At 60.2% G+C, this 23133-nt stretch carries 19 protein-coding genes; 10 read left to right on the top strand and 9 right to left on the bottom strand.

Annotated elements, in window-relative coordinates; translation table 11 throughout:
* Positions 1 to 139: 139 nt before the first annotated feature.
* Together B0G80_RS42340 and B0G80_RS46290 are read right to left on the bottom strand one after the other, a co-directional pair.
* The gene (locus tag B0G80_RS42340) at positions 140 to 607 is read right to left on the bottom strand and encodes a porin (RefSeq protein ID WP_116123441.1); all 468 of its coding nucleotides are present in this window, start codon (positions 605 to 607) and stop codon (positions 140 to 142) included.
* Positions 608 to 661: 54 nt separating this feature from the next.
* Positions 662 to 805 carry a hypothetical protein gene (locus B0G80_RS46290; RefSeq protein ID WP_181920179.1) on the bottom strand — a complete coding sequence of 48 codons (144 nt, stop codon included), beginning with the start codon at positions 803 to 805 and terminating at the stop codon, positions 662 to 664.
* Between the two features lie 426 nt (positions 806 to 1231).
* Between B0G80_RS46290 and B0G80_RS42345 the strand changes: the two genes are divergently transcribed.
* Positions 1232 to 1522, top strand: coding sequence for a DUF4148 domain-containing protein (locus tag B0G80_RS42345; RefSeq protein ID WP_116123442.1), 291 nt, complete (start codon positions 1232 to 1234; stop codon positions 1520 to 1522).
* A gap of 342 nt (positions 1523 to 1864) precedes the next feature.
* Here B0G80_RS42345 and B0G80_RS42350 read toward each other — a convergent pair whose 3' ends face one another.
* From B0G80_RS42350 to B0G80_RS42365, 4 genes are all read right to left on the bottom strand, one after another.
* Positions 1865 to 2551, bottom strand: coding sequence for a response regulator transcription factor (locus B0G80_RS42350; RefSeq protein ID WP_116123443.1), 687 nt, complete (start codon positions 2549 to 2551; stop codon positions 1865 to 1867).
* Positions 2552 to 2587: 36 nt separating this feature from the next.
* Positions 2588 to 3988, bottom strand: coding sequence for a HAMP domain-containing sensor histidine kinase (locus B0G80_RS42355; RefSeq protein ID WP_258879194.1), 1401 nt, complete (start codon positions 3986 to 3988; stop codon positions 2588 to 2590).
* Positions 3989 to 3995: 7 nt separating this feature from the next.
* Positions 3996 to 4673 (bottom strand): response regulator transcription factor, encoded by a 678-nt coding sequence (locus tag B0G80_RS42360; RefSeq protein ID WP_116123444.1) that lies wholly within the window; start codon positions 4671 to 4673, stop codon positions 3996 to 3998.
* 301 nt (positions 4674 to 4974) lie between these two features.
* Entirely contained in the window at positions 4975 to 5349 is a 375-nt protein-coding gene (locus B0G80_RS42365; protein ID WP_116123445.1) for a hypothetical protein, read from the bottom strand.
* Between the two features lie 369 nt (positions 5350 to 5718).
* Between B0G80_RS42365 and B0G80_RS42370 the strand changes: the two genes are divergently transcribed.
* The 8 genes from B0G80_RS42370 to B0G80_RS42405 all read left to right on the top strand — a co-directional run bounded on the left by B0G80_RS42370 (position 5719) and on the right by B0G80_RS42405 (position 19693).
* Positions 5719 to 6033: a DUF4148 domain-containing protein gene (locus B0G80_RS42370; RefSeq protein ID WP_116123446.1), complete on the top strand. Its 315-nt coding sequence runs from the start codon at positions 5719 to 5721 to the stop codon at positions 6031 to 6033.
* Between the two features lie 373 nt (positions 6034 to 6406).
* Entirely contained in the window at positions 6407 to 7705 is a 1299-nt protein-coding gene (locus B0G80_RS42375) for an MFS transporter (RefSeq protein WP_116123447.1), read from the top strand.
* Between the two features lie 636 nt (positions 7706 to 8341).
* A complete protein-coding gene (locus B0G80_RS42380; protein ID WP_116123448.1) occupies positions 8342 to 9634 on the top strand; it encodes an ATP citrate lyase citrate-binding domain-containing protein in 1293 nt (430 codons plus the stop codon).
* Between the two features lie 49 nt (positions 9635 to 9683).
* A complete protein-coding gene (locus B0G80_RS42385) occupies positions 9684 to 12386 on the top strand; it encodes a CoA-binding protein (protein ID WP_116123449.1) in 2703 nt (900 codons plus the stop codon).
* A gap of 116 nt (positions 12387 to 12502) precedes the next feature.
* Positions 12503 to 13840, top strand: a complete 1338-nt coding sequence (locus B0G80_RS42390) for a 2-hydroxycarboxylate transporter family protein (protein WP_258879265.1) — start codon at positions 12503 to 12505, stop codon at positions 13838 to 13840.
* Between the two features lie 130 nt (positions 13841 to 13970).
* On the top strand, positions 13971 to 15845 hold the full coding sequence (locus tag B0G80_RS42395) for an ATP-binding protein (protein WP_116123451.1): 1875 nt from the start codon (positions 13971 to 13973) through the stop codon (positions 15843 to 15845).
* Positions 15838 to 17196: a sigma-54 dependent transcriptional regulator gene (locus tag B0G80_RS42400; RefSeq protein WP_116123452.1), complete on the top strand. Its 1359-nt coding sequence runs from the start codon at positions 15838 to 15840 to the stop codon at positions 17194 to 17196. The genes B0G80_RS42395 and B0G80_RS42400 overlap by 8 nt, the downstream gene beginning before the upstream one ends.
* Positions 17197 to 17812: 616 nt before the next feature.
* Complete coding sequence (locus B0G80_RS42405; RefSeq protein ID WP_258879195.1) at positions 17813 to 19693, top strand: diguanylate cyclase; 1881 nt, start codon at positions 17813 to 17815, stop codon at positions 19691 to 19693.
* A 194-nt stretch (positions 19694 to 19887) separates the two neighbouring features.
* On the opposite strand, the gene B0G80_RS42410 is transcribed toward B0G80_RS42405, so the two are convergent.
* Entirely contained in the window at positions 19888 to 21060 is a 1173-nt protein-coding gene (locus B0G80_RS42410; RefSeq protein WP_116123454.1) for a porin, read from the bottom strand.
* Between the two features lie 410 nt (positions 21061 to 21470).
* Between B0G80_RS42410 and B0G80_RS42415 the strand changes: the two genes are divergently transcribed.
* Entirely contained in the window at positions 21471 to 21791 is a 321-nt protein-coding gene (locus B0G80_RS42415) for an ATP-binding protein (RefSeq protein WP_181920181.1), read from the top strand.
* 370 nt (positions 21792 to 22161) lie between these two features.
* Here B0G80_RS42415 and B0G80_RS42420 read toward each other — a convergent pair whose 3' ends face one another.
* Positions 22162 to 22629 (bottom strand): LysR substrate-binding domain-containing protein, encoded by a 468-nt coding sequence (locus tag B0G80_RS42420; protein ID WP_181920182.1) that lies wholly within the window; start codon positions 22627 to 22629, stop codon positions 22162 to 22164.
* Between the two features lie 14 nt (positions 22630 to 22643).
* A complete protein-coding gene (locus tag B0G80_RS46295) occupies positions 22644 to 23078 on the bottom strand; it encodes a hypothetical protein (protein ID WP_181920183.1) in 435 nt (144 codons plus the stop codon).
* Between the last annotated feature and the right edge of the window lie 55 nt (positions 23079 to 23133).

Genomic DNA, 23133 nt, shown 5'->3' on the forward strand with positions numbered 1-23133 from the left:
GTTGTAGCTGTGGCTCCGAGCCGGAGAAGCAATCTTGGAACAGCCATGGCGCTGGGCTCTCCAGATGCGGTGCAGTCATGCGCGCGCCGCAATGCCTTCAATCCTGCCGCGCTGCCGTTAGTCATCGTCAGTCAGGCCTTTAGAAGCGATGCCGCGGACCGAGGCCAACAACGGTTTGGGAGTCGGGCGAAGAGGGGCTCAGGTTGTATACCTGAGCGTTGAATACACCACCGCCTCCTGCGACGCGCTGGTAAATTCTTTCGACGTACACATCCGCGCGGTGCGGCAGTTGATAGTCGGCCTGAGCCACCACCTGGTGCCAGTGCAGATCGAGATTACCTGTTGCTCGAGAAAGTTGAGCCATTGTGTGGAAATAGGCTGCGCCAACGCTCAAAGCCAGCGTAAGGAAATAGTGGCCATTGACTTCGAAGTTATCGAGCTTCACGTTCGAGGCGGGCTTGCCGAACCTGACATCGGGCCGGACAGCCAGATGGCCGCGTATCGTGGACGAACGCGTCCACGATACGCGGCCAGCGGCGCTGGAGAACGCGTATTTTGCGGCGACGCCATTTTGCAGGCAGAACGCGGCGGCCGGGCCACTGCCCATGTCCTCCTTGCCACGCAAGCCCCAGTGCGAGGTCGAGAGCGTACCGTTATTGGGCTACCAGTTGCTCGAGCCCTTCTGATTGCTTGAGTAGACCATGCTGTCATCGAGAAGCCCGAACAGCATCACGCCGCTCTGTGCGTGGGCTGCGGCGCTGTTAAATGCCGTCGCTCCAGCAATGGCCCGATTCCGGTATTTCATTAAGCTGCTCTCCGTGATGCGGTAAATGTCACTCTTTAGAGTGAGTGCAGTGATTCCTTTCAGCGTGCGGCATGCAACGTTGATGCTTTGTCTGGGTGTTCATCGACATGAGAGAGGCCTGTCCAACGCTTGTCGAATTTTCAGGTATGAGATCCCGCGGACAGTGGAAGTGGCGCGACTATAGGGGCACCCCCCGCTTACCGGGAAATGACGAAAGCGGTCGCTTAAGTGAAACTTTTTTGTTGTGATGCGCTCGCGCGACAAGGATGACCGTCTCTCCGGATAACGGACCGAATAAATAATTTTTCATGGTTTCAAAATCGAACCGCTACCGGTGGCTGACTATCCTAGTCATCAACCGGTTGGCGAATAGCGTACTGCTAACGCATCGGCTAATTTCCATAAATATCTTAAGGAATTCGAAAGATGAAACGAGCGATAAGTGGCATTGTTCTTGTTGGAACGTTCCTGTCGGCAGTGACCGCCTTTGCGCAGTCGGCGCCTTCCGATTTGCCGGCTAACTCGCGGCCAGCTATCCAGGCGCCGCAAGTCGCATTGAATACGGTATCGGCTGCTTCGGAGGGGAGCCATCAGGTTGCGCCCTATGATCAACCGGCGCTGGGTAAGACCCGCGCACAGGTTTATCGGGAACTCGTGCATGCCGAGCGGGACGGGCAACTCGCACGTCTGAACTCGACTGTCTACGCCCACCCGTGAGCGCGGTGCGACAGCGATCGGCAACGCCATCAGCGTGCATGCGTTGATGCCGTTCCTTAACTATGCTTCACCGGACGGGATCAGTTCATATAAGCGATGAAAGCTTGCCAATTCATGAAGGCCCGAGCGGCCTGGCTCCTGGGCGGGGTCGCGGTCGCGGTGTTATTGTCGGGTTGCGCGACGACCCAGACGAGCGCCGCCGATCAATGTGTGGGACCGCGCAGCTACTGCAACATCTATTCCGGTTCTTGATCGGCGCGCTTCCTATGACCGGGAAGCGCGTCTTAATACAAAAGAACAAAGCGAATGTGCTTTGGACGGCCATTTATCTGGTCACCAAATCTAGGAACGCGCTACGGTGATCTGATAGCCATAGCGGTTGACGGTATCGATATGTACGTCGAGGTCGTGCTGTGCGAGCTTGCGGCGCAACCGCGATACCACCAGATTGACGGTCGACGGATCGACCTCTTCATGTTCGGGCCACGCGTAGCGGATCAGCTGGTTGCGCGCAACGGGCATATTCGGTTGGCGCAACAGGCACTCCAGCAGCATGTACTCACGACGCGTGACGTCGAGCCGCTGCTCGCCGAACACGAGTTCGCGCGTCGCCGCATCCAGGACGATGGCTGTGCCGAACGTTGCTTCCGCACCCGCAGCCGCAGGAATCGTGCGACACAGTGTGTGCATCCGTGCATGCATTTCGATAAATGACAGCGGCTGGCAGAAGCAGGCATCAGCGCCTGCGCGAAGCACACGTGTTCTGTCGTGCGCGCAGGCAGTTCCCAAGGTCACGATGATCGGTGCGCCGCGAGCCGAGCCTGCCAGATTCGGCAGAGTGTCCAGCAGATGCGAGAATGCCGCGGCTTCCGGGGACATCACGACTACTGTGTCGAAGGTTTCCTGACCGGCGAGAAAGACACCGTCACGCAGATCGTTGACGCGCTGAAGGCTGTGCGCGCTTTCATGCAAAGCTTTGAAGAGCCAGGCTGACTCCGGATGCGATCCGGCGATTAATAACACACGCATAGGCTGTAAGTAAGGGCGTTTAGTCGACGGACGCGGTTAAGCGAGCGTCCTGGTCCAGCATTCGATCGACACACATGTACCAGGGTTTGCGTCGTCAATGCGCATCGCGAAATCATGCAGATTGACGACCGCGGACACGATACTCAGCCCGAGGCCCGAGCCTGCCAGGTGGCGTGTACGTTCACCGCGATAGAAGCGTTGCAGGACGACGTCCCGTTCGTCGGCGGGAATGCCTGGACCATTGTCGATCACATCGATCTGCGGACCCGACGAAGTTTGCTTGAGTTCCAGCTTGACGATACCGCCCTCGGGCGTGAACTTGATTGCATTGTCCAGCAGATTGCTGAGCGCCTCGAATATCAGCGCGCGATCTGCGTGCGTGGCGCCAACAGGCATGGTTTGCACGACGAAGCCGATTGACCTGCTGTCGGCAAGAGGCTCGAACAGCTCGCCGATTTCCTGCACCAGCGTTTCGAGTTGCACTTCGCCAAAACCGCCGCGCCGTTGCATGGTGCCAATTTCGGAGATACGCAGCATTGCGCGGAAACGCTCGAGAAGGGCGTCGGTTTCGCGGCGTGCGTTGTCGATCAACTGCTCCAGCGCGTCGTCGCGCTTGCCGTCGGCGCGTTCGCCAATGCGCATCAGCAACGTGCGCACACGTGCGAGCGGTGTGCGTAGGTCATGCGCAATGCCGTCACAAGCGCCTTTGACTTCGTTCATCAGGCGTTCGACTTCGGCGAGCATGTGATTGACGAGATGCGCGAGCATATCGATCTCGTCGCGCCCGCCGACGGGCAAGCGTTGCCCCAGGTCGCCTTGTGCGATCCGCTGCGTTACGCGTCGAATAGCCTTGAGACGCTTTACCTGTCTGACACTAAGCGCGAGCCCTCCCAGCACGCCCGCGCTCAGGCACAAGATGCCTCCGGCAATTAGTGCGTTGATGATGGTCCTGCGTAGGCGCAGGATGTGGGTGAGATCGCGTGCCACGACCAGCGTCTCGCCATTCGCTCGGCGTTCGGCCATTGCGCGCACGACCGGGCTGCTCTCGTTGCCCGCTGTGTCCAGCACGAGCGCGAGCGTCACGCCTTCGCGATTCACGGAAACCGATTGTGGGCGTTCGAGTATGTCGCCCGCGAGTCTTCGTCCGTCCGCGGCGAACAGCCCGTAATAGTTCGGATGCATGCGCTCGTGCTCGCTGCGCAGGCGAACGGCTTCGGCGAGCGCACCGTCGGCAAATGAGTCGAAATAGATTAGTTGCCAGTGAAGAACAACATCTGTCTCACTCTCCATAGGGGAGATGACCCACCGGCCGATCAGGCCGAGCATCAGCATCACCGACACGGAAAAGATGACTGCGTAGATAGTGAGAAGACGAACCGTGGTGGAATGCCAGCGGCCACCCAGCGTCGGTTGGGCACGAAAAGGAACTTCCGTCAAAGCGTCACTACCCCAGCAGGTATCCTGATCCGCGCACCGTCTGGATCAGTGGTTGAGTGCCCGGCGGGTCGATTTTCTTGCGCAGCCGGCCCATATGCACGTCGATCAGGTTCGTGCCCGGATCGAAGTGATAGCCCCATACTGCTTCGAACAGCATGGTCCGCGTGATCGTCTGTCCTGCATGGCGCATCAAATATTCAAGTACGCGATATTCGGTCGGCAGGAGGGAAATATCTTCGCCGTCACGCTTGACAGTGCGTGCGATCAGATCGAGTTGGAGAGGTCCGACGCTCAGCGTTGGTTCCGGCTGCGGCGGCCGCGCTTGCCGGCGACGCAACAGTACCTCGATACGCGCAGTCATTTCGTCGGGGTCGAATGGTTTCGTCAGATAGTCGTCGCCGCCCGCGCGTAGGCCACGAATGCGGTCGTCGACATCGCCAAGCGCGCTCAGCATCAGCACCGGCGTTTGAATCCCGATGCTGCGCATCGTCGTCAGTATTGTCAGACCGTCGACACCAGGCAGCATCCGATCCAATGTAATGACATCGTAATCGTCACTAAAGGCGCGTGCCATCCCATCACGACCGTTGGCAACCCAATCGACCGTAAACCCGCGCTCTTTCAGTTCACCGACAATTTCACTGGCGGTAATTTCGTCATCTTCGATGGTCAGCACTCGCGACATGGTCGGTCCGTACGCCGCAGCGATCCCTGCCGGGGTGGACGCGCGACGCGAGAAGTTATCAGAAAGACTGCATGATGCCATATTCGATATTACCGGTTCGCACTCGGAGCGCGCTCAATGGCCATGTTTGCCGGAGCAAGTGGTGGCAGTTGAGAGCACTGTAGAAGCGTAACGGAGCGCCGATGATGCCCAGATATCGTTTTCATGAAAAATTATTTAATTTTCGTGCGGCTGCCCTGTCGTTGGGCGCAGCCGATGTGGATGCGTCCGGCTGCGCGCGGCCCGTGTGCTGTGGACCCGGCTAGTTTGGCAGGCAATGCTCTTCCGCTAGCGCAGCGAGATGCTGTGTCATGGCGTCACGCAATTTTTGGAGGCTGTGTGCTGGCAGTGCAAAGCCCACCCAGCCCAAACCGCTGTGTCGAAGGATCAGTACGGCGCCGTCATAAAGCAGGGCCTTTTCAGAATGCCAGCATGGGTCCATCTCGAGCACGTATTGCTGAGCGCGAGAAAGCGCTTTCGGCACTTCCGGACGCATCGCGGCACGAATGTAGCTCAGGTGCTGGATCATAGCATCGACCTCTTCGGCTCCGAGCAATACCGCGGCATCGTCGATCGCTATGCGGACCGTATGTTTGCTATCCTGGTTGACGGATTCGACGCTCATCAGCGGCTGCATCGTGGACTCCTTGAACGTATAACGGTGAAGCGATTATGGGCCGCGTGCGTCGTCGCATTCTGAAATTGCGTGATGCCTCGATGAAACTTTCTTTAAGCGGCACGGCCGCTATCTGGATGGTGCCGGCTTCTATCTGCGGGGCACGCTTTTGCGATATCTCGTCAACCGCTATCCGGGCACCTGGCGTCTGAAGCGTGGCAGTCGCTCGCGAAGCGCGAACGGGTAGTGTGAAAGAAGTTTCATCTTCAAGACCGCTAATCGCATGAAGTGACGCGCTATCGTGATTGCGCGAACACGTCGTCAAACGTACTTCCGCATTGGCGTGATGACGATGTGAACGCGCAATCTTTTACGAACTGGAGTCCTTCAATGAACAGTCAATGGAAACTCGCTTCGATCATCGCATTGCTGACGATAAGTGCGTCTGCAAGCGCAATGGGAAAACTATCGGCAGCGCAATGTCACTCGTACCCGTTTGCACCTGTTAAGGGTGAGGTCACCCATGGCGACCTGATGCGAGAGCTGTCTGAACTTGAATCGGTCGGCTATCAACCGGGGGGGAGCGATCTGAACTATCCGAACAATGTTACGCGCGCGGAGAAGGCCCTGCATGCGAAGTTTATCGCCGATTGCGGAGCGGCCATGCAGGCGTCCGGGCCGAATTCCGTCGGCGGTGCGTCCTGACTGGCCAGGTATGGAGTTGCAGGGTGCCTAACCAGCCCTTTTCTGGCGCATCGATTGATGCGCTCCGCGCTTTGGACGCCGCGCAGTTCCGTTGACCAGCACGGTTGCTTGCGAGGGCGGTGCATTACCGCTTGACAAGAAAGGCTAGCCGCCGGGTTAGGTTATTTAGAACGACGAGATACGCAGTGCAGGGCGCTGACGTCACGTGGCAGATAGCCGAATCTTCGCGCGGGTTCAGAAGCTACGCATGCAATCGTCCGTCGATGTGTCGTAAAAGCGCCCGCGCGGCAGACCACGTCACCTGCGGATGTGCTTCGGTGCCGATGTCTGTCATCGGCGCATGGCTCTCGCTTCGCGCCGTCACGCCATTCATATGAGTGTATTAATGTCCGAATTGTCCAGGGAGTCAAAACTATACGCGGTCTTGCGGGTCACCAGTGGCAACTTTCTTGAGATGTACGATTTTATGGTCTATGGCTACTACGCGTCGGCCATTGCCAGGACCTATTTCCCGGCGGGAAGCGATTTCGCGTCGTTGATGCTTTCGTTGTCGGTATTCGGCGCGGGCTTTCTCATGCGACCACTCGGCGCAATTGTGCTGGGTGCATATATCGATCGATCCGGGCGCCGCAAAGGGCTCATCGTCACACTGTTGATGATGGCGCTCGGCACCGCGACGCTCGCGCTAACGCCGGGTTACGCGAAAATCGGTCTTGCCGCACCCGTGCTAGTGCTGCTTGGCAGGTTGCTGCAGGGTTTCTCGGCGGGCGTCGAACCTGGTGGTGTCTCAGTGTATTTGTCGGAGATTGCGAGCGACGGGCACAAAGGTTTCTATTGCGCGTGGCAGTCGGGCAGTCAACAGGTCGCGGTCATCTTTGCGTCGCTGATCGGCGTGTTCCTGCCGCACGTCTTGCCCGCCACGCAGATGGCCGCGTGGGGCTGGCGCGTGCCATTCCTGATCGGCTGCCTTCTCGTGCCGTTTCTTTTCATTATTCGCCGCTCTCTACACGAGACCGACGAATTTCTTGCGCGCAAAAGCCACCCGTCGATCGCGACCATCGTTGCGTCGATGTTTAGCCACTGGCTTGTACTGATCGCCGGTATGGGGCTGGTCCTGATGACGACCGTCTGTTTCTATCTCATCACTGCGTACACGCCGACTTTCGGCAAAGAGGTGCTTGGGCTGTCGTCGGCGGATACGTTCGTCGTCACGCTTTGCGTCGGCGTATCGAATCTGGTCTGGCTGCCATTGAGCGGCGCATTATCGGATCTCATCGGGCGTCGTCCGGTACTGATCGCGTCGACCGCGCTGGCGATCATAACTGTCTATCCGGCCATGCAATGGCTGACCCACGCAACTTCGTTCGGCCGGCTGCTCTCCGTCGAGTTGTGGCTGTCGTTCATCTACGCGTCCTATAACGGCGCGATGGTGGCAGCGCTTACCGAACTGATGCCGCCGGCCTCGCGTACCGCAGGCTTCTCGTTCGCCTACAGCCTCGCGACGACTGTCGGCGGCTTCACGCCGGCGCTCTCGACCTATCTCGTCGACGCGACCGGCAACAAAGCTGCCCCAGGCTTGTGGATATCCGCGGCAGCCGCGTGCGGGCTGGTCGCGACGCTCGTGCTCTATTGGAAGAACGAATTGCGCGGCCGGTACGGGCTGAACCGATAGCATTCGACGGCACTTCACTGCGCGTTCCAGGTTCGTTGGGCGGATAGAAATGGTCATATGCAATTGATGCGACGATTGCTTACGCTGAACGACCTTTCGAGACTTACCCTGACGGCCGGCCCGGCACCGGCCTTGTCGGTAGACCTGCAGCCACGCTTCATGCGAAGTGTCGACATCGATCAGCGTCGAGCAAGGTGGGGTTTGGATGGATTCGCCTGGCGTCGCAGGCGCATGGCTGAAATCTCAGCCTGCGGGAAGTGGTGATTTCTGAATTTTGGGAATGCCGCTGCCGATCGCGCCTCTTCTGGCAGAAAAACCGCCGTCAAATCAGCGGTTCTGAGCAAGCACTCTGTGTGCTCCCGCAATGGCATGGCTCTTGCCTTATCTCTACTCACCGGGCATCAGGCCACCAAAGCGGTCCCGAAGCCGCCATCACGGAGACGACACCATGATTCTTCCCATCCCGCCTCGCTAGAGCGGGCGACGCTAGTTTCCCTTTGTTCATCCCGATCCGCAGTTGATCGCGTCATGCGGTCGGGGGCGGTACGCCCGTCGATTGACTTGTCACGGCGTGCGCCCACGCGAGGGCGATGCCAACCCGCAGCCCGTTCAGCAAACAACTCGCAAGGAGACGATATGCAAGTCACCGGAATGTTGCATGGCTCACAGCTGCTGCAGTTTGGCGGCTTCCCGACCTCAGAGGTGCTCGGGCCCGACGCCAGCGAAGAGCAGATCAAGGCGTTAATCGATCGACACGGGTCGGTATTCGTCAAGCCGATGTTCAAGGGCGGCATAGGGAAGAAGGGTAAGGCCGGTCTCGTCGGACGCGCCAGCGATCTGCGAACGGCGCTGAAAGAGAAGGAGCGGCTTTATTTCGCGGAACACCGGCATGGAAACCAGACCGCCAAGGCGAACGGCGTGACGTTCGAGGGGGCAGTGCCGGCGGAGCACGAAGTGTATTTCTCGATCACCGACTCGACGCATTTCCGGGCGCCGACGATGACGCTCACGCATCACGGTGGCGTCGATATCGAAGAACTCGAGCCGGGCATGATCGTGCAAGTGCCGTTCGATCCGCTGACCGGTCTGAAGGCATTTGTGGTTGCCAATGCGCTATCACGCCTGAACGCTCCGAAGGAAATCATTTCGCCTCTGGTCCAGCACCTGCCGAAGCTGTGGGAGCTTTATCACAATTTTGGCATGACCACGCTCGAACTCAATCCTATCCGCATGCAGCCGGGCCGCGATGGCCGTCTGACGCCGGTCGCCTGCGACTTCAAATGCGGCTTCGACCGTGACGACGTCCGCTGGCAGCGGCTAAACATACCCGCGCATCTGTTCTCGGTCGACTATTCGGACTTTGAATCGGAGATCAACCGGTTGCGGACCTACCAGGGGCAGAGCGACGTCTATGTGATCAACGAACGCGGCACCATCCTCGCGCCGACCTTCGGCGGTGGGGCCAATTCGCTGGTATCGGAAATGCTCGGCGACGACGCGATCATCTCGTCGGACTTCGGCGGCAACCCGCCCTACGAAAAAATGAAGGAAGTGGCCCGGATCTGCTTCAAGCACTGGCTGAAGCAGACCAATGTCCTGTTCATCATCGGCGGCAAGTCGAACAACACAGACATCTTCGAGACCTTGCGCGCGATGGCCGACGCCTTGCGGGAGCACTTTAGCCAGAACGGTCCAACGCCGCTCTACGTCGTGATCGGCCGTGGCGGTCCGAACCTGGTACGCGGCATGGGCGCAATGCGCGACACCTGCGACGCGCTTGGGCTGCCGTACAGCATTTTTGGGTTCGATTCGGACATCAGCGAAGTCATCCAGTACGCCAGGGCGGCGGACGCGTGGATGAGGGCCGGCGGGCGTGAGCAGGTCGCCGCGACGCTCAACGCCGCTTACGAAGAACCTGCGCAGGCGTGAGCCCGCCGGCACATCGTATTGCGACGCGAAAATCTATCTGGAGGAAGACATGTATAGAGAAGAGGTAGGCGATTTCAAATACTACGTCGGCATCAGTTCGCTCGCGCAGGCAGCCAGCCGCGAGGACAGGGTGTGCGTGCTGAACATACTTGGCGGCGAATCGAAGCAGGTGACGCCGGTTGGCCATGCCTATTCCGGCGGGAACGTAGTGTTCGGCACGTCGCCCGGCCGCCGTGGGCAAGTACTCGAGACGTCGCGTGGCGATATTCCGGTGTACAACAACGTGCTGGAAGGTCTGCAGGATGGACATCGGTTCAACTGCGGGGTCGTCTACTTGCCGCCATCGGCTGCACGCGATGGCGTCGCGGAGCTGATCCGCGTCAATCCCGAACTCAAGAAGATCTTTATCGTCACGGAGAAGTTGTCCGTGCATGATTCGCGCGAGATTCGCGCGATGGGACAGCAGAACGGCATCGACATCTTTGGCGGCAACAGTCTGGGTATCGCCGATTCATGGAACCGTGTGCGCATCGGCGGCGCGCTCGGTGGCGACAGTCCCGACGAGGCGCTCAGGAAGGGATCGATTGCGATCTTCTCGAACTCGGGCAACTTCACGACGACGATCGCCACATACCTGCGCATGGCTGGCTGGGGCACGACCACGCTCATGTCGAGTGGCAAGGATGTCTACATCCATTTCGCCGCACCGGAGTTCGCGTTCGCGCTCGCCAACGATGCGCGCAGCAAGGCAGCGGTGCTGTACTCAGAGCCCGGCGGATATTACGAACTGGATGCGCATTTCAACAAGCCGGTGGTTGCCTGCGTGGTCGGCCGCTGGAAGCAGAAGCTCACGCGTGCGGTCGGCCACGCGGGCGCGCTCGCCGGTGGTCATGACGACGCCACTGCCAAGGAACGCTGGTTCATGGAGAAGTTCGGCGTCGATCGCGCATTCACGCCGGACGATCCGGCGTGCAGTGCGAAAGGCGCGCTCGTCACCAACATCGCTCACATTCCGGCGGCGCTCACCGCAGTGATGCGCGAGAACGGCTCGCGGCCGGACTTCGCGCCGGAGGGCAGCCTCGCACTCAAGCCGTGGTTCCGCTCATCGCGCGGCCTGGTGCTGCCTGCGGAACTCGACTTGCCGGTGGTCACCGCGCTGTCGCCGTATGACGCCCAGATCGCCACGCTTAACCAGCAGGTCGGCATCGTCTTGCCGCGTCAGAACATGAAGGACGCGTCGGGTGCGTCGCAGATGGATGCTGGTACACAGGTGACAAGCCTGTATGGCGTGTCGGTGCTGCAGGCCTCGCAGTATTCGCTGGAATCGAACCTGTGCCTCGCGTTGCTCCACGAAGCAGGTGGCGAGAACGACGCAAAGCTTGTCAGCGTGGCCGTCGGGGCGCTGATCAATCTGTATGGCGACGCGACGCTGGCTGCGGCACAGGCCGCGCGGGAGGCCGGCAATGCGCCGAACTGCGTGCTCGCCGCCGCCGCGAGCATCGTCGGACCGCGCCGTGCCGATGGCGCTTGCCGAGCCGTGCGGGCCCTCGTCGAACTGGGCACCTCGGCTGGGTTGCGCGACGCACTCGACGAAGGATTTGACGCGGCCACGCTCCATGCCGATCTCGCGACTCGGGCATTGCTGACAGGCAGCGAGCCTGATGCAAAGGCCCAGGCGATGCTCGCCGGCCTCGCGCAAAGAGAGGCGAAGTCCGTCTTCATCCGCTATCTGCAGTCGCTCGATGGGCCGCCGAACGCCGATGCGGTGCTGGCCGCGATCACCACCACGCTCGCGTGGGGGCCGCTCATGCGCAAGCGCGTGTCGCGCACGACGGTGGAGGCCTTGCCGTGGTGGGTGCATCTGTTCGGCACGCTGATCGGCGCGTCGGTAGAGGCCGGTCAGCATGAGCCTGCACGCTTCTGCGGCATCGCGATGGACCAGATTCTTGGGCAGCGTTCTCTGACTGAAATCGCTTGTGCCGCTTTACTCGGCAGCACGCCCGACGAGACCGAACTGTTTGGATTCCAGACACTCGTGGGCTTGCTGCTCACGAACGGACCGGGCGCGATCTCCGCGCAAGGGGCGAAGGGCGCGGTGTCCGCGGACGGCCCCGAGACGCCGGAACGCGTGCAACTGAACAAGGCGATGGTCGGCTTTCTCACCCATGCCGGCTATGCGCACGGTGGCAACGGCTTCGAGGGGGTGGCGTTCCTGCTGGAGCGGTTCAGAGGTGTCAGGATGGCCGATCCGGGCGATCCGGCGCACGGTCTCGACCTGAAGGCGATGGCATCGGACTTCGCCCGGGCCTATGGCGAGGAGCGGGCGCAACGCAAGGAACTCGGCGCACAGCAAACGGCGCTGCCGTGTATCAACCACCCGGTGTTCAAGGGCAAACCCGTCAACGTCGATCCGCGCGAGGCATTCGTGCGCCAGCGGTTCGAGGCCCGCGGAGAATATAACGTCTTCCACGACTACTACCGCGCACTGGTCCATGCACTGTACGACGAGAACGTCACACGCAACGTGTTCGCCGTCAATGTCGATGCAGTCATTGCCTCCGTGCTGCTGAAGATGATGTGGGCCCGCCACCAGGCGGGCAGTTTTTCCGAAAAGGCCCTCGAGACCGCCGCATTCACGGTGTTCCTGTATGGCCGGATGATCGGCTGTGCCGCGGAGATCGACGACCACCTGAATCGAGGCCGAAACCTCGATACGCGTACCGCCCAAGGGAGCGTGCGATTCGTTGCATGACCCCCATCCCCTGATCACATCAAAGGCTGGCGCGCACTGGGCCGTACTAACGCAGTGTGTGACCGGCCATCTATTGCAGGAGACATTCCGTGCCCACTACTTCGCAGAGTCCGCGCCTGTCGCGGCCAATACCCACCGAGCAACCGGAGATCAAGCCACGCTTCTGGCCGGAGGGCTGGTGGAAGCTGATGGAATACCGGATCGGCATCATTCCGTTACCGGTCTATGTGATCCTGCTAGCGTTGATCGCAGGCTTCGCGATCACCGGCAAGATGCCCGGCGAGATATCGATGGCCATCGCCGTGCTGGCGTTCTTTGGTTTCACCTGTGCGGAAATCGGCAAGCGCCTGCCAATCCTGCGCAATATCGGCGCGGCGGCGATCTGTGCGACCTTCATCCCGTCCGCGCTTGCTTACTATCACCTGCTGCCCAAGCCGATTCTGGGCCTTACCACAGAGTTCACGAAATCGACCAACTTTCTCTATCTGTTCATCGCGTCGATCATTGTGGGCAGCATCCTCAGCATGGACCGGCGCGTACTGATTCAGGGCTTCCTGAAGATCTTCATCCCTCTCGCTGCGGGGTCCGTCGCCGCAGCGATTGTCGGCACCGCGGTCGGCACGGCGCTCGGCCTTGGGGCGCGCCATACGCTTCTCTATGTCGTCGTGCCGATCATGGCCGGCGGCATTGGCGAGGGTGCGATCCCGTTGTCCGTTGGTTATTCGGAGATCCTTCACCTGCCCCAGGGAGAATTGTTCGCCCAGGTGCTGCCGCCTGTGATGCTCGGCAGCCTCACCGCGATCGTTCTGGCGGGTGCGCTCGACATGGTGGGCAAACGCTTGCCGCACCTCACCGGGCAGGGGCGCCTCCAGGTCGGCGAAGAGGACGCCATGGATCCGGTCCAGGAGGAAATCCGCGGACATGTCGATGTTACTCATATCGCAGCGGCCGGGATCACCGCCATCACGCTGTACCTGCTCGGATTGATGTGCCGCAATATGTTTGGCCTTCCCGCACCGGTCGCCATGCTGTTCCTCGCGGTGCTGGTCAAGCTCGCGCGCGCGGTCTCGCCGCCGCTGCAGGAGGGGGCGTTTGTCGTCTACAAGTTCTTTTCGACCGCCGTGACGTATCCGTTGCTGTTCGCGATTGGTGTCGCAATGACGCCATGGGACAAGTTGATGGCCGCGTTCACTCTGGCCAATATCGTGACCATTGTCGCGACGGTCGCGACGTTGATGGGCACCGGCTTTCTGGCGGGGCGCATGTTGAAGATGTACCCTATCGACACTGCGATCGTGAACGCATGCCACAGCGGTCAGGGCGGCACCGGCGACGTCGCCATCCTGACGGCGGCGAACCGGATGCAACTCATGCCGTTCGCGCAGATCGCCACGCGGATCGGGGGGGCGATTGTCGTTACTTTGACGCTGATCGTGCTTGCGCACAGCGGCTAGCGCGGTGCCTTTGAACCCGCCGGGAAACGGGTACGCAGGTACATTGTCACTGCGCTGGGACCTGCGACGCGTAAACGACGCAGATGGGGAGGCGATCATCCGGCATTCTGGTACCGAAGCGGGGGCGAGTTTGCGAGTGAGGATTAGTGGAATACCCTTGTGGGGCTGGGCGGCCGCGGCGGCGCTGTACTTTGGCATCGCGGCTGCGGCGGTCGAGTTCGCATGGGACCGCTCGATCGATGTGCTCGCGGAGGTCGGCGCCCACCGGCTCGACCTGTATGCCGCCAGTCTTAGGAGCGAACTGGGCCGTTACGAGACGATGCCCGCGATCGTCGCGCGCCAGGAGAGCGTGCGAGCTTTGTTAGCCGCCTCGCCACCCGTGCCGCCTGATCTGCTGCAAACCGTCAATACGTATCTCGATGCCGTGAATCGCGAGGCCGGAAGCCTCGCGGTGGACGTCATCGACCTGCACGGCTCGGTCATTGCCGCGAGCAACTGGGACCAGCCAGTGAGCTTCGTAGGCACCAACGTATCGTATCGACCGTACTTCAAGGACGCGCTCGCACACGGCTCGGGCCGCTTTTTTGGTATCGGCACCAACACGGGCATGCCGGGGCTCTATTTTGCGAGCGCTGTGCGCGATGGCGCGGCGCCCATTGGCGTAGCGACGGTCAAGGTCAGCGTCGACGCGCTCGAATCCGCATGGCGAACGCCGGCCGAAGCAGCCATGGTCGTGGATAGCAATGGCGTGATCGTGATTTCGACGGTGCCCGCGTGGAAATTTATGGCCCTCAGATCCATCACGGCGGAGCAGCAACGCGGCATTCAGGCATCGCGGCAGTATGCTGGACGCACGGTCGAGGCGCTGCCCCATGGCCGCCTCGGCGACTGGGGGGCCAAGGCTTGGTTTGCACGCTTTCCCGACTGGACCCGTCCCGGCCGCGACAGACGCTATCTGAGCATGTCGCGACCGGCGCCGCAGGCCGGCGATTCGATCATAATTCTGCTCGACGTCGCTGGCGCGCGGCGTCAGCAACTCGTCGCGCTCGCGTTCGTCACGGGCGGCTTCCTGATTGTCGGGCTCTATTGCCTGTATGCGATCCAGCGCCGCCGCGCGATTGCCGAAAAACTCAAGGCCCAGGATGCATTGCGCAACGCAAATGACCAACTGGAGATCACGGTTCGGCAGCGCACGGCCGCATTGCTGCAAGCCAACGAAAGGATGCAGCAGGAGATCGCGGAACGCGCGCGCACCGAGCAGCGTCTGCGCGACTCGCAGCAAGAAGTGGTGCACGCGGGCAAGCTGGCGGTGCTGGGACAGATGGCCGCCGGGTTGACGCACGAACTGAACCAGCCGCTCGTCGCCATCAAGACGCTCTGTGACAACGCCCGCACATTTTTCGAACGTAATCAACCGGGATCCGCCGTCGCGAATCTCGAACGCGTTTCGCGCCTCGTCGACGGCATGGCCAACTTGACCGGGGAACTGAAAACATTCGCGAGAAGGCCGGATATCGAACGGGTTGCGGTGTCGCTGAACGATGTCGTGGCGCACGCGCGGCTCATTTTCGAAGCACGGATTCGCGCCGAAGCCGTGCAGCTCGACGTGCGCATTCCGGAGGGGACGACGGTGTGCGCGGAACCCAGCCAGTTGCAGCAGGTGATCGTCAACCTGATCGGCAATGCGCTCGATGCAGTGGCGGATCAGGAAAAGCGCGCCATCGTCATCGACGCAGGCGAGGCAGATCAGCACGGCCGCGTGCTGTTCACCATTGCCGACAGCGGCACGGGCATCGCACCGGAGGTGCTGGCCCATCTGTTTGAACCGTTTGTGACGACCAAGCCCCGAGGGCAGGGCTTGGGCCTGGGTCTCGCAATCACCTTGCGCCTCGTCGAGGGATTCGGCGCGCGTATCTCCGCGGCCAATGGTCCTGACGGAGGCGCACAATTCAGCATTCAATTTGCGGCAGCGACAACGATAGTGCAGGGGGCAGTCCATGGATGACGAAGTTGGTGTCGTAGTGGTCGAGGACGACGAAAACGTTCGCCTCGGCGTAGAACAGGCCGTTGCGCTGGCGGGCTTTCCGGTGCGGGCTTACGCGTCGGCGGCCGAAGCGCTGCGCGAGGTGGCGCCGGGCGCGCCGGTTGTGATCGTGTCGGACGTCAGGATGTCGGGCATCGACGGACTGCAATTGCTCGACCGCGTGCTGACGATCGATGCCCAGATCCCGGTTGTCCTGATAAGCGGGCACGCGGACATTTCGACGGCAGTGGGCGCGATGCGGGTGGGCGCCTACGACTTCATCGAGAAGCCGTTCTCGTCGGATCATATTGCAGGCCGGGTGGCGCGCGCCGTCGAGAAGCGGCGCCTGACGCTCGAGGTTCAAGGCCTGCGCGCTGCGCTGCGCAACTGGCAAGGCATCGAGGGATTGGTACTGGGCAAGTCGCCCGCGATAGAGGTGGTGCGCAAGCGCATCCTGCGCCTTGCCGATACTTCAGTGTCAGTGTTGATTACCGGCGAGACCGGCACGGGCAAGGAATTGATCGCGCGTGCGCTGCATGACTTCGGGGGGCGTCGCGATCATCATTTTGTCGCGCTCAACTGTGGCGGGTTGCCGGAGCAGTTATTTGAGAGTGAACTCTTTGGTCACGAGGCGGGGGCGTTCACCGGCGCGGCCAGGAAGCGCATCGGCAGGATCGAATGGGCAAATGGCGGCACGCTCTTTCTCGACGAGATCGAGTCCATGCCCATTGCGCTGCAGATCAAGCTGCTACGCGTCTTGCAAGAGCGCCAGATAGAACGGCTCGGCGCAAACGAGTCGATTCCAGTCGACTGCAGGATCATTGCGGCATCGAAGGCAGACCTGACTGAGCTTTCGGCGGACGGGCGTTTCAGGGTCGATCTGCTATATCGGCTGAACGTCGCGCAGATCGACATACCGCCGCTGCGTGAACGGCTTGACGATGTTCCGCTGCTATTCGAACATTTCGTGCTTGCGGCGGCGCGGCGATTTGGCTTGTCCGCTCCGATCGTGTCGGCAGCGCAGCTTTCGGAGCTGATGATGCATCAGTGGCCGGGCAACGTACGGGAACTGCAGAACGTAGCGGACCGTTTTGTCCTCGGGCTGAATGGAGACAACCTGCTGACTGAGGGGGGACGTCCGGCAGCAGGCAGTACGCTTGCTGATCAGCTCGCGCATTTCGAATGCATGATCATAGAGGACAGGCTGCGGCGGAACAATGGAAATGTCGCCGCAGCCAGCGAAGACCTAGGAATGCCGAAGAAGACGCTTTATCACAAGATGCGTCAGTACAAGATTCCGACTGGTGATCTGCAAAGCGAACGGATGATTTGATGGGTCCGAAGTGGATGTGGGCGAAATGTGAACCCGATTCGGTGGAGCTAGAAGTGCGAATTGCAATAGTTTCCCGGTTACGAGCGTGTGCATGCGCACCGGCCGGCCGCAGCTGGGACGCTAACCGAACGCGTCGCAGACTCTAGTGCTGCATATGACGCAGTGGTTGTAGCCGATACGGTCGCGGTCGGCTGCGGTACCACGTGGCGCCGAAATTTGCGGTTTCGGGCGGCCGTGTGAGTGATTTGCGGTTCGATCGTTCGTCGGCAAGCAGCGAATTCGCAAGCAGCCTTGTTGGATGAGGGCATAGCGCGACGTTCGATTGCCAATCGCCGGTTCAGGTTCGACAAGAGCCCGTTCCGTGCGCGTAAAGTTATCCCCCTTTTGGGGGATGGTGTTTTCCGGAAACTCTGAACATGCTTTGTCATTAACTTGGCGGCCCGTACCACTTGTAGTTGCAAGGTCGCTCCTGACTCCCGGTTCTTGCGAACGGTTGACGAAAAACAACGGAGTTAGGGAACGTGGTCCAGGACCGAACGTTGCGCCGCAGGGGCGGAATGACACGGTAGCTCAACAGGACGCGTTCCCTGACACGATAAATAAATTGAGAGAAAAAATGGGGCAGCCAGGCGAGAGGCCAACTCCGGAGTTGAGGGCATTTTCCGATACATCACGATCGTCCCGCTTAGCCCAAGGCATTCTGACACTGGTTCTGACACTGGTTGTGACGACAGTCACGTGCCTTACCAGTGGAACGCTAAAGACCATCGCCGGCGAAATCGCACCGATCTGGTTGACCAATGCGGTCCTGCTTGGACAACTGATGGCGGCGCCGCCGAGGCGGTGGTGTTGGGTGCTTGCAGGCGGTTTGCTCGGCAATCTTGCAGCCAATCTCCTGGTTGGCGAAAGTCTGCGAGTGTCCTTCTCCTATTCGGCTGCCGACATTCTCGAAGTGTTGATCGCGTTCTTGTTCGCGCCGCGCATATCAATTATCGCCGAACTACTTCGTCCGAAAGCGCTCGTAAAATTTCTGACCGGTGTGTTAATTGCGCCCATTGTGTCCGGTCTGCTTGCGGTGGCCTTGTTGCACGGTCGGCTAAGTGCCCCCTTGCTGCCGGACCTTTTCAACTGGTTTGTCTCGGATGCCTTGAGTCTTGCCATTTTTACTCCGGCCGCGATAGTCTTTTGGACCGGGGAAGTGACTCACCTGTGTCGCGCTGGCCATCGCGCAAAAAGAGGCTTTTTGCTGCTGCTGGTTGGTGTCGTCACGACGGTTGTCTTTGGGCAAAGCCATTTCCCATTGCTTTACTGGGCGCTCCTGCCCCTCGTGTTGCTGGCATTGACGGCTGACCTGGCCAGCGTGCTGGTTGGATTGCTTCTGTGCCTCGTGATTGCCGTATCGTTCACGATGCGTGGGGCAGGACCATTCTGGATCTATCCTTATTCGAGCATGCAGGGCCGCATCTTTGCGCTGCAACTCTTCCTCGTGGCCGCGCTTGCCATCGCGCTACCGATCAGCGCCATTCAGACGCAGCGGAACCGCCTCATCACGCTACTTCGCGAGGGCGAGCGGCGATATCGAATCCTGGCTGAGAACGCCACGGATATCGTCATGAGCATGGCGCTCGACGGCAGGCTCACTTATGTTTCTCCACGCGCGACCGTCGTGATGCAGGTTGCCCCTGAAGATTTGATCGGCGTGCGTTATCCCGACCTTGTTTTAGCCGACGACCGCGACGCGCTGGCCGTAAGAATCGAAAATCTGACATTGGGTGCGTCCGAGGCTTCGGAGGTCAGCCGCTTCCGCCGTGTGGACGGTCAAATCCTCTGGATGGAAACGTACTTTCGCCTCGTCATCGACCCGTTCTCTGGCATGCCGGAAGCGATCACGGCCACGGCTCATGACATTACGGCGCGCAAGGTGGCGGAGCAACGACTTGACGATGAACGCGCGGAATTGCGGGGGCTCGCCTTCCGGGATGGCCTGACAGGCCTCTTCAACCGTCGGCACTTTGACCGTGTACTGGCGCGTCAGTGGCGAGAGGCTTCGACGCACGAGCGTGGTTTCGTGGCCGTTGTCATGGCCGATGTCGACTTCTACAAAAGTTATAACGACAACTACGGGCATCAGGCCGGCGACGAGTGCTTACGTGTGATTGCCCGAGCCATAGCCTCTTCGACCAAGCGACCCACAGACGTCGTGGCCCGTTACGGCGGTGAAGAATTCGGCTTGATCCTGAAGGATACGGACCAGCAGGGTGCGCTGGTGGTTGCCGAGCGCATCCGGCACGAGGTGGAGAATCTGCGGATTCCACACAAGGCGAGCGTTACAGGCATCGTCACAATCAGCCTTGGCGTGGCGGCCCAACGACCAGCCGATGGCGACGAAGGAGGCGTTTTGGTAGACGCTGCGGACAGAGCGCTGTACACCGCCAAACGGCGCGGGCGAAACCAGACCTGCGTGGCAAACTTCGGCGCAGAGGGGGCATCGATATGACTCGCACCGCATTCACTGCGCCATGACCACCGTTACGTCGGGACCCGCGACCACGGCCACGACACCTCTGGACACGACTTTTCAATCAGGCTGTATCGGTCGTGCCCAGAGGAATTCGCGCCGGCGGGTGCTTTGCAGGCGCACACTGCTGTTGCGCCTTGAGACAGGGCTAAAGCGTTCCGCTTCAGATTTCCTTAGAAGCGCGTGCGCATGCCGACCGTGCCGACCACCTGGTTCGCCGTCGACGACGCACCACCCGATGTATTGATGAAGGCGACAACGTTTTGGCCTATTGCGTGCTGATACATGCCTTCGGCGTAAACATCCGTGCGCCTGGAAAGCGCGTAGACAGCCTGCACATTGACCTGATTCCACTTCGGATCGGTGCCGTAGTGCGTGCCGGCCGCATTAAACGCACCTGACAGATGCGCATCGGTGTACGTGTCAGTGATGCCCAGCGTAATCGCCGGTGTCAGCGTGTACTTGGCATTCAGTTCGTAGTTGTTGAAGCGCTGCGAACCGTTGTTGAGGTTGAACGATCGTGTGCCCTGATAATGGCTGTTCGTATACACGAAGCCGACCACTGCCGGGCCGAAGGTGTAGTTCAGACCCGCGCCAAACGTGCGCCGAACGTCCGCCCCGAAGGTGAAGCCGCCCGTCTGGGCAGGCGCTTCGCCGAGGTCAACTGCACCGCTGGTGTTCGCCTGGGGGACGGCGCCATTGCCGTTGATCTGCAGGTAGCCGGCTGCCATCTTGAACGGGCCATAGTCAAAACTTGCTCCCGCGCTGTAAGCACGGTTCAGCGTGAAGTCAGTACTGTTCGAGAACGCGTAGAGGCCGCCGAACTTCAGACCTGCATAGTTGCTGCTCATGTACTTGACCGCGTTGCTCATCCGCAGCGTGTGGTTCAGATTGTCGTTGTCGAACGGGTGCGCGAAGCCCGTATCGCCGAACGTGCCGGCCGTGCCGGACAGCGGTGCCACGAAGTCGACCAGCGAGTCATATTGACGGCCCAGCGTCACCGTACCGAACTGGTTGCTGTTCAGGCCGACAAACGCCTGGCGACCAAACATCCGGCTGTTCTGGCCGAGCTTGCCGTTCTGCACGTTGAAGCCGTTTTCCAGCACGAAAATGGCCTTCAGGCCGCCACCGAGGTCCTCTGCGCCGCGCACACCGAACCGGCTGCCGTTAATGGTGCCGCTGGTTGCCTGAACAAGGCTGCCGTGCGCAGTGGCAGAGGTCTTGACGTTATTGGTATACATCAGACCAGCGTCGATCAGGCCATACAGGGTGACAGAACTCTGCGCATGGGCGGCCGATGCGGCGAGTGCAGCGGAGAGCGCGAGGGCGATCGGGATTTTTTTCATGAATTAACTCCAGCGGATTCAGGTGGAAACAGCGGCGTGAGTATAGGAGGGCAGGTGCACCACGACGTCATTCCGGGCTGCATTAGAGTCTTCCAATTTGCTGAAGTAAATGTCACAAATTCGAAGCAATGCTGATAACCGCCCTGCCAGTAAAGGAGCAGTACTGCTGTACTTCATTCGTACGGGTCAATTCCTGTTGATCTCTGTTGTATTGAGACGACGGCATCGAGGTTAGTCAACGAGCGCGGATCTGACGTAAAACCTGACCCGACGCGACAGGCTGTTTTCGTTTAGGAAATTTCACCGACGCAACTGTCCAATGCGTCATGCAGCTAGAGGCCGGCAAATGGCCGCTCACGATTAGGCAGCGCCGGGCGTTGGGCCGCTGCGCTGCTCGGCAGGGGCCCAACTTGCTGTTCGTCACGCAAACCGATGTGATCAAGAGGCTGCATGGGGCCCGCGCCACCGGCCTCTGCGAACGCAAGTTCCTGCAGTTCGTGCGCCTGCCGCTGCCGCTGCAGATCATTGACGACTTCGCGCTCAACCCCGCGCACGCCGCACGACGAAGACTTCCGCGACCTGGTGCGGCGAGGTATGAGCGGGGGGCTACCATCCTGACATCCAATCTCGATGTCAGCGGATGCAGTGACTCCTTCCACAAAATGGGGTACCGGCGCCGCGACACTCGACCGGCTACGCCACGGTCCCTACCGCATCGTGATCAAGGGTGAGAGCTTCTGCAGGCCTGACTCGATGCACGAAAACGGCAAAAACGCCGTTGCAAAGCTCAGTAAAAAACCAATTTCTGGAGGCCGTTCGAATCCGCGGTTGACGCCACTTCCAACTGGCATCGTTAGACGAGCGCAACGAGAAATCTGTCAGGCTGAAAAAGTGGCTTCGTTTCACCGTGCCCGTCAGCGCTTCAACAACGCCGCTAACGCAGGAGAAACCTGCTTACGCGACAGGTAGTAGAGGAAGATCCCGGCAAAGGGGGAGCACCAGGCTTCCAATACCCGGACCAGACGCCCGCTCCGATATCAAGTGCTGCCTCATGCTCCAAAACGTACGCAACGCCAAGACCATCGTTCGCGGCCTGGAGCACTAGATCCGCTCATTGAATGTCAGCGGCCCCGCCAGCGCACCCTCTGATTTTTGACCGTCATCTTCAAATCCCATGAGTAAAGGCCACCTGCGGTTTCCATCCGGTAATTGATGCACCGATGATGCTGAAAGGTCGTCCGGCGTACTGGGAGCGCGACGTCGCGTCAAACATTCCGGCGAGGCGACCAAGACCATCCTGAGGGACGGTCCGACCGGCAGTGCCACCATATCCTGTTCGAGCTTCTCTCCTAGCCGTATGGCAACGTCGAAACGTCGGGAAACAAGATCCCTGAACGCATAGTCGGTGCTGACTTCGACGGTTGCCTCCGGATAGCTCTTGCAGAAGTCGGTCAGCATCGGACGCATGACGGCCTCATACTCTTGTGGAGTGGCGGTAATTCGCAGGGTGCCTGAGATGCGATCACGGATTCGACTGAGGTCTCCCAGGGCACCGTCGATCGCAGGCAACGCAGGTCCGGTCGTCAGCGGGAGCGCTTGCCCTTCGAAGGTGGGCGCAACACCGCGGCTGGTCCGTCGAAGTAGTGGGTAGCGGAGGCGATTTTCCAGTCGCTTGATCTTATAGCTCGGCATCGAATTGGATTCAATTCGGCAGCAGCGTGGGAAAAGCTGCGCATCCGCGCGACGACGGCGAAGACCGAGAGGTCATCCAGGACGGGCCACGACTGACCGGCAGCCATGGCCAGGCGATTCCAGCGTTTGACGAACTCCGGCGTGAAATGCTTCGCAGACCGCATGATCGTGGTATGCGCCTGCGGCACACCGCCCTCGGGCATCATTTCAGCGAGGCCGCGAAAGCTCAGTTTGTAATGCCGGTACCAACCCACGCAAAGGACGATAACTTCACGCTCGAAGCGGCGTCTGCATAAAGATCCGTTGAGATCTTTCAACTTACTCATTCGCTCGTGCTCATCAAACGCTTGAGTGTTACAGACCTACACATCCGATTTGCAC

Origin of the sequence: Paraburkholderia sp. BL6669N2, assembly GCF_003387275.1 — a bacterium.
In the GTDB taxonomy this organism is placed as follows: domain Bacteria; phylum Pseudomonadota; class Gammaproteobacteria; order Burkholderiales; family Burkholderiaceae; genus Paraburkholderia.

Bases quoted from the DNA above. Each gene is read 5' to 3' on its own strand.
- B0G80_RS42340 (WP_116123441.1), bottom strand. From the start codon at position 607: ATGGGCAGTGGCCCGGCCGCCGCGTTCTGCCTGCAAAATGGCGTCGCC.
- B0G80_RS46290 (WP_181920179.1), bottom strand. From the start codon at position 805: ATGAAATACCGGAATCGGGCCATTGCTGGAGCGACGGCATTTAACAGC.
- B0G80_RS42345 (WP_116123442.1), top strand. From the start codon at position 1,232: ATGAAACGAGCGATAAGTGGCATTGTTCTTGTTGGAACGTTCCTGTCG.
- B0G80_RS42350 (WP_116123443.1), bottom strand. From the start codon at position 2,551: ATGCGTGTGTTATTAATCGCCGGATCGCATCCGGAGTCAGCCTGGCTC.
- B0G80_RS42360 (WP_116123444.1), bottom strand. From the start codon at position 4,673: ATGTCGCGAGTGCTGACCATCGAAGATGACGAAATTACCGCCAGTGAA.
- B0G80_RS42365 (WP_116123445.1), bottom strand. From the start codon at position 5,349: ATGCAGCCGCTGATGAGCGTCGAATCCGTCAACCAGGATAGCAAACAT.
- B0G80_RS42370 (WP_116123446.1), top strand. From the start codon at position 5,719: ATGAACAGTCAATGGAAACTCGCTTCGATCATCGCATTGCTGACGATA.
- B0G80_RS42375 (WP_116123447.1), top strand. From the start codon at position 6,407: ATGAGTGTATTAATGTCCGAATTGTCCAGGGAGTCAAAACTATACGCG.
- B0G80_RS42380 (WP_116123448.1), top strand. From the start codon at position 8,342: ATGCAAGTCACCGGAATGTTGCATGGCTCACAGCTGCTGCAGTTTGGC.
- B0G80_RS42385 (WP_116123449.1), top strand. From the start codon at position 9,684: ATGTATAGAGAAGAGGTAGGCGATTTCAAATACTACGTCGGCATCAGT.
- B0G80_RS42400 (WP_116123452.1), top strand. From the start codon at position 15,838: ATGGATGACGAAGTTGGTGTCGTAGTGGTCGAGGACGACGAAAACGTT.
- B0G80_RS42405 (WP_258879195.1), top strand. From the start codon at position 17,813: ATGGGGCAGCCAGGCGAGAGGCCAACTCCGGAGTTGAGGGCATTTTCC.
- B0G80_RS42410 (WP_116123454.1), bottom strand. From the start codon at position 21,060: ATGAAAAAAATCCCGATCGCCCTCGCGCTCTCCGCTGCACTCGCCGCA.
- B0G80_RS46295 (WP_181920183.1), bottom strand. From the start codon at position 23,078: ATGAGTAAGTTGAAAGATCTCAACGGATCTTTATGCAGACGCCGCTTC.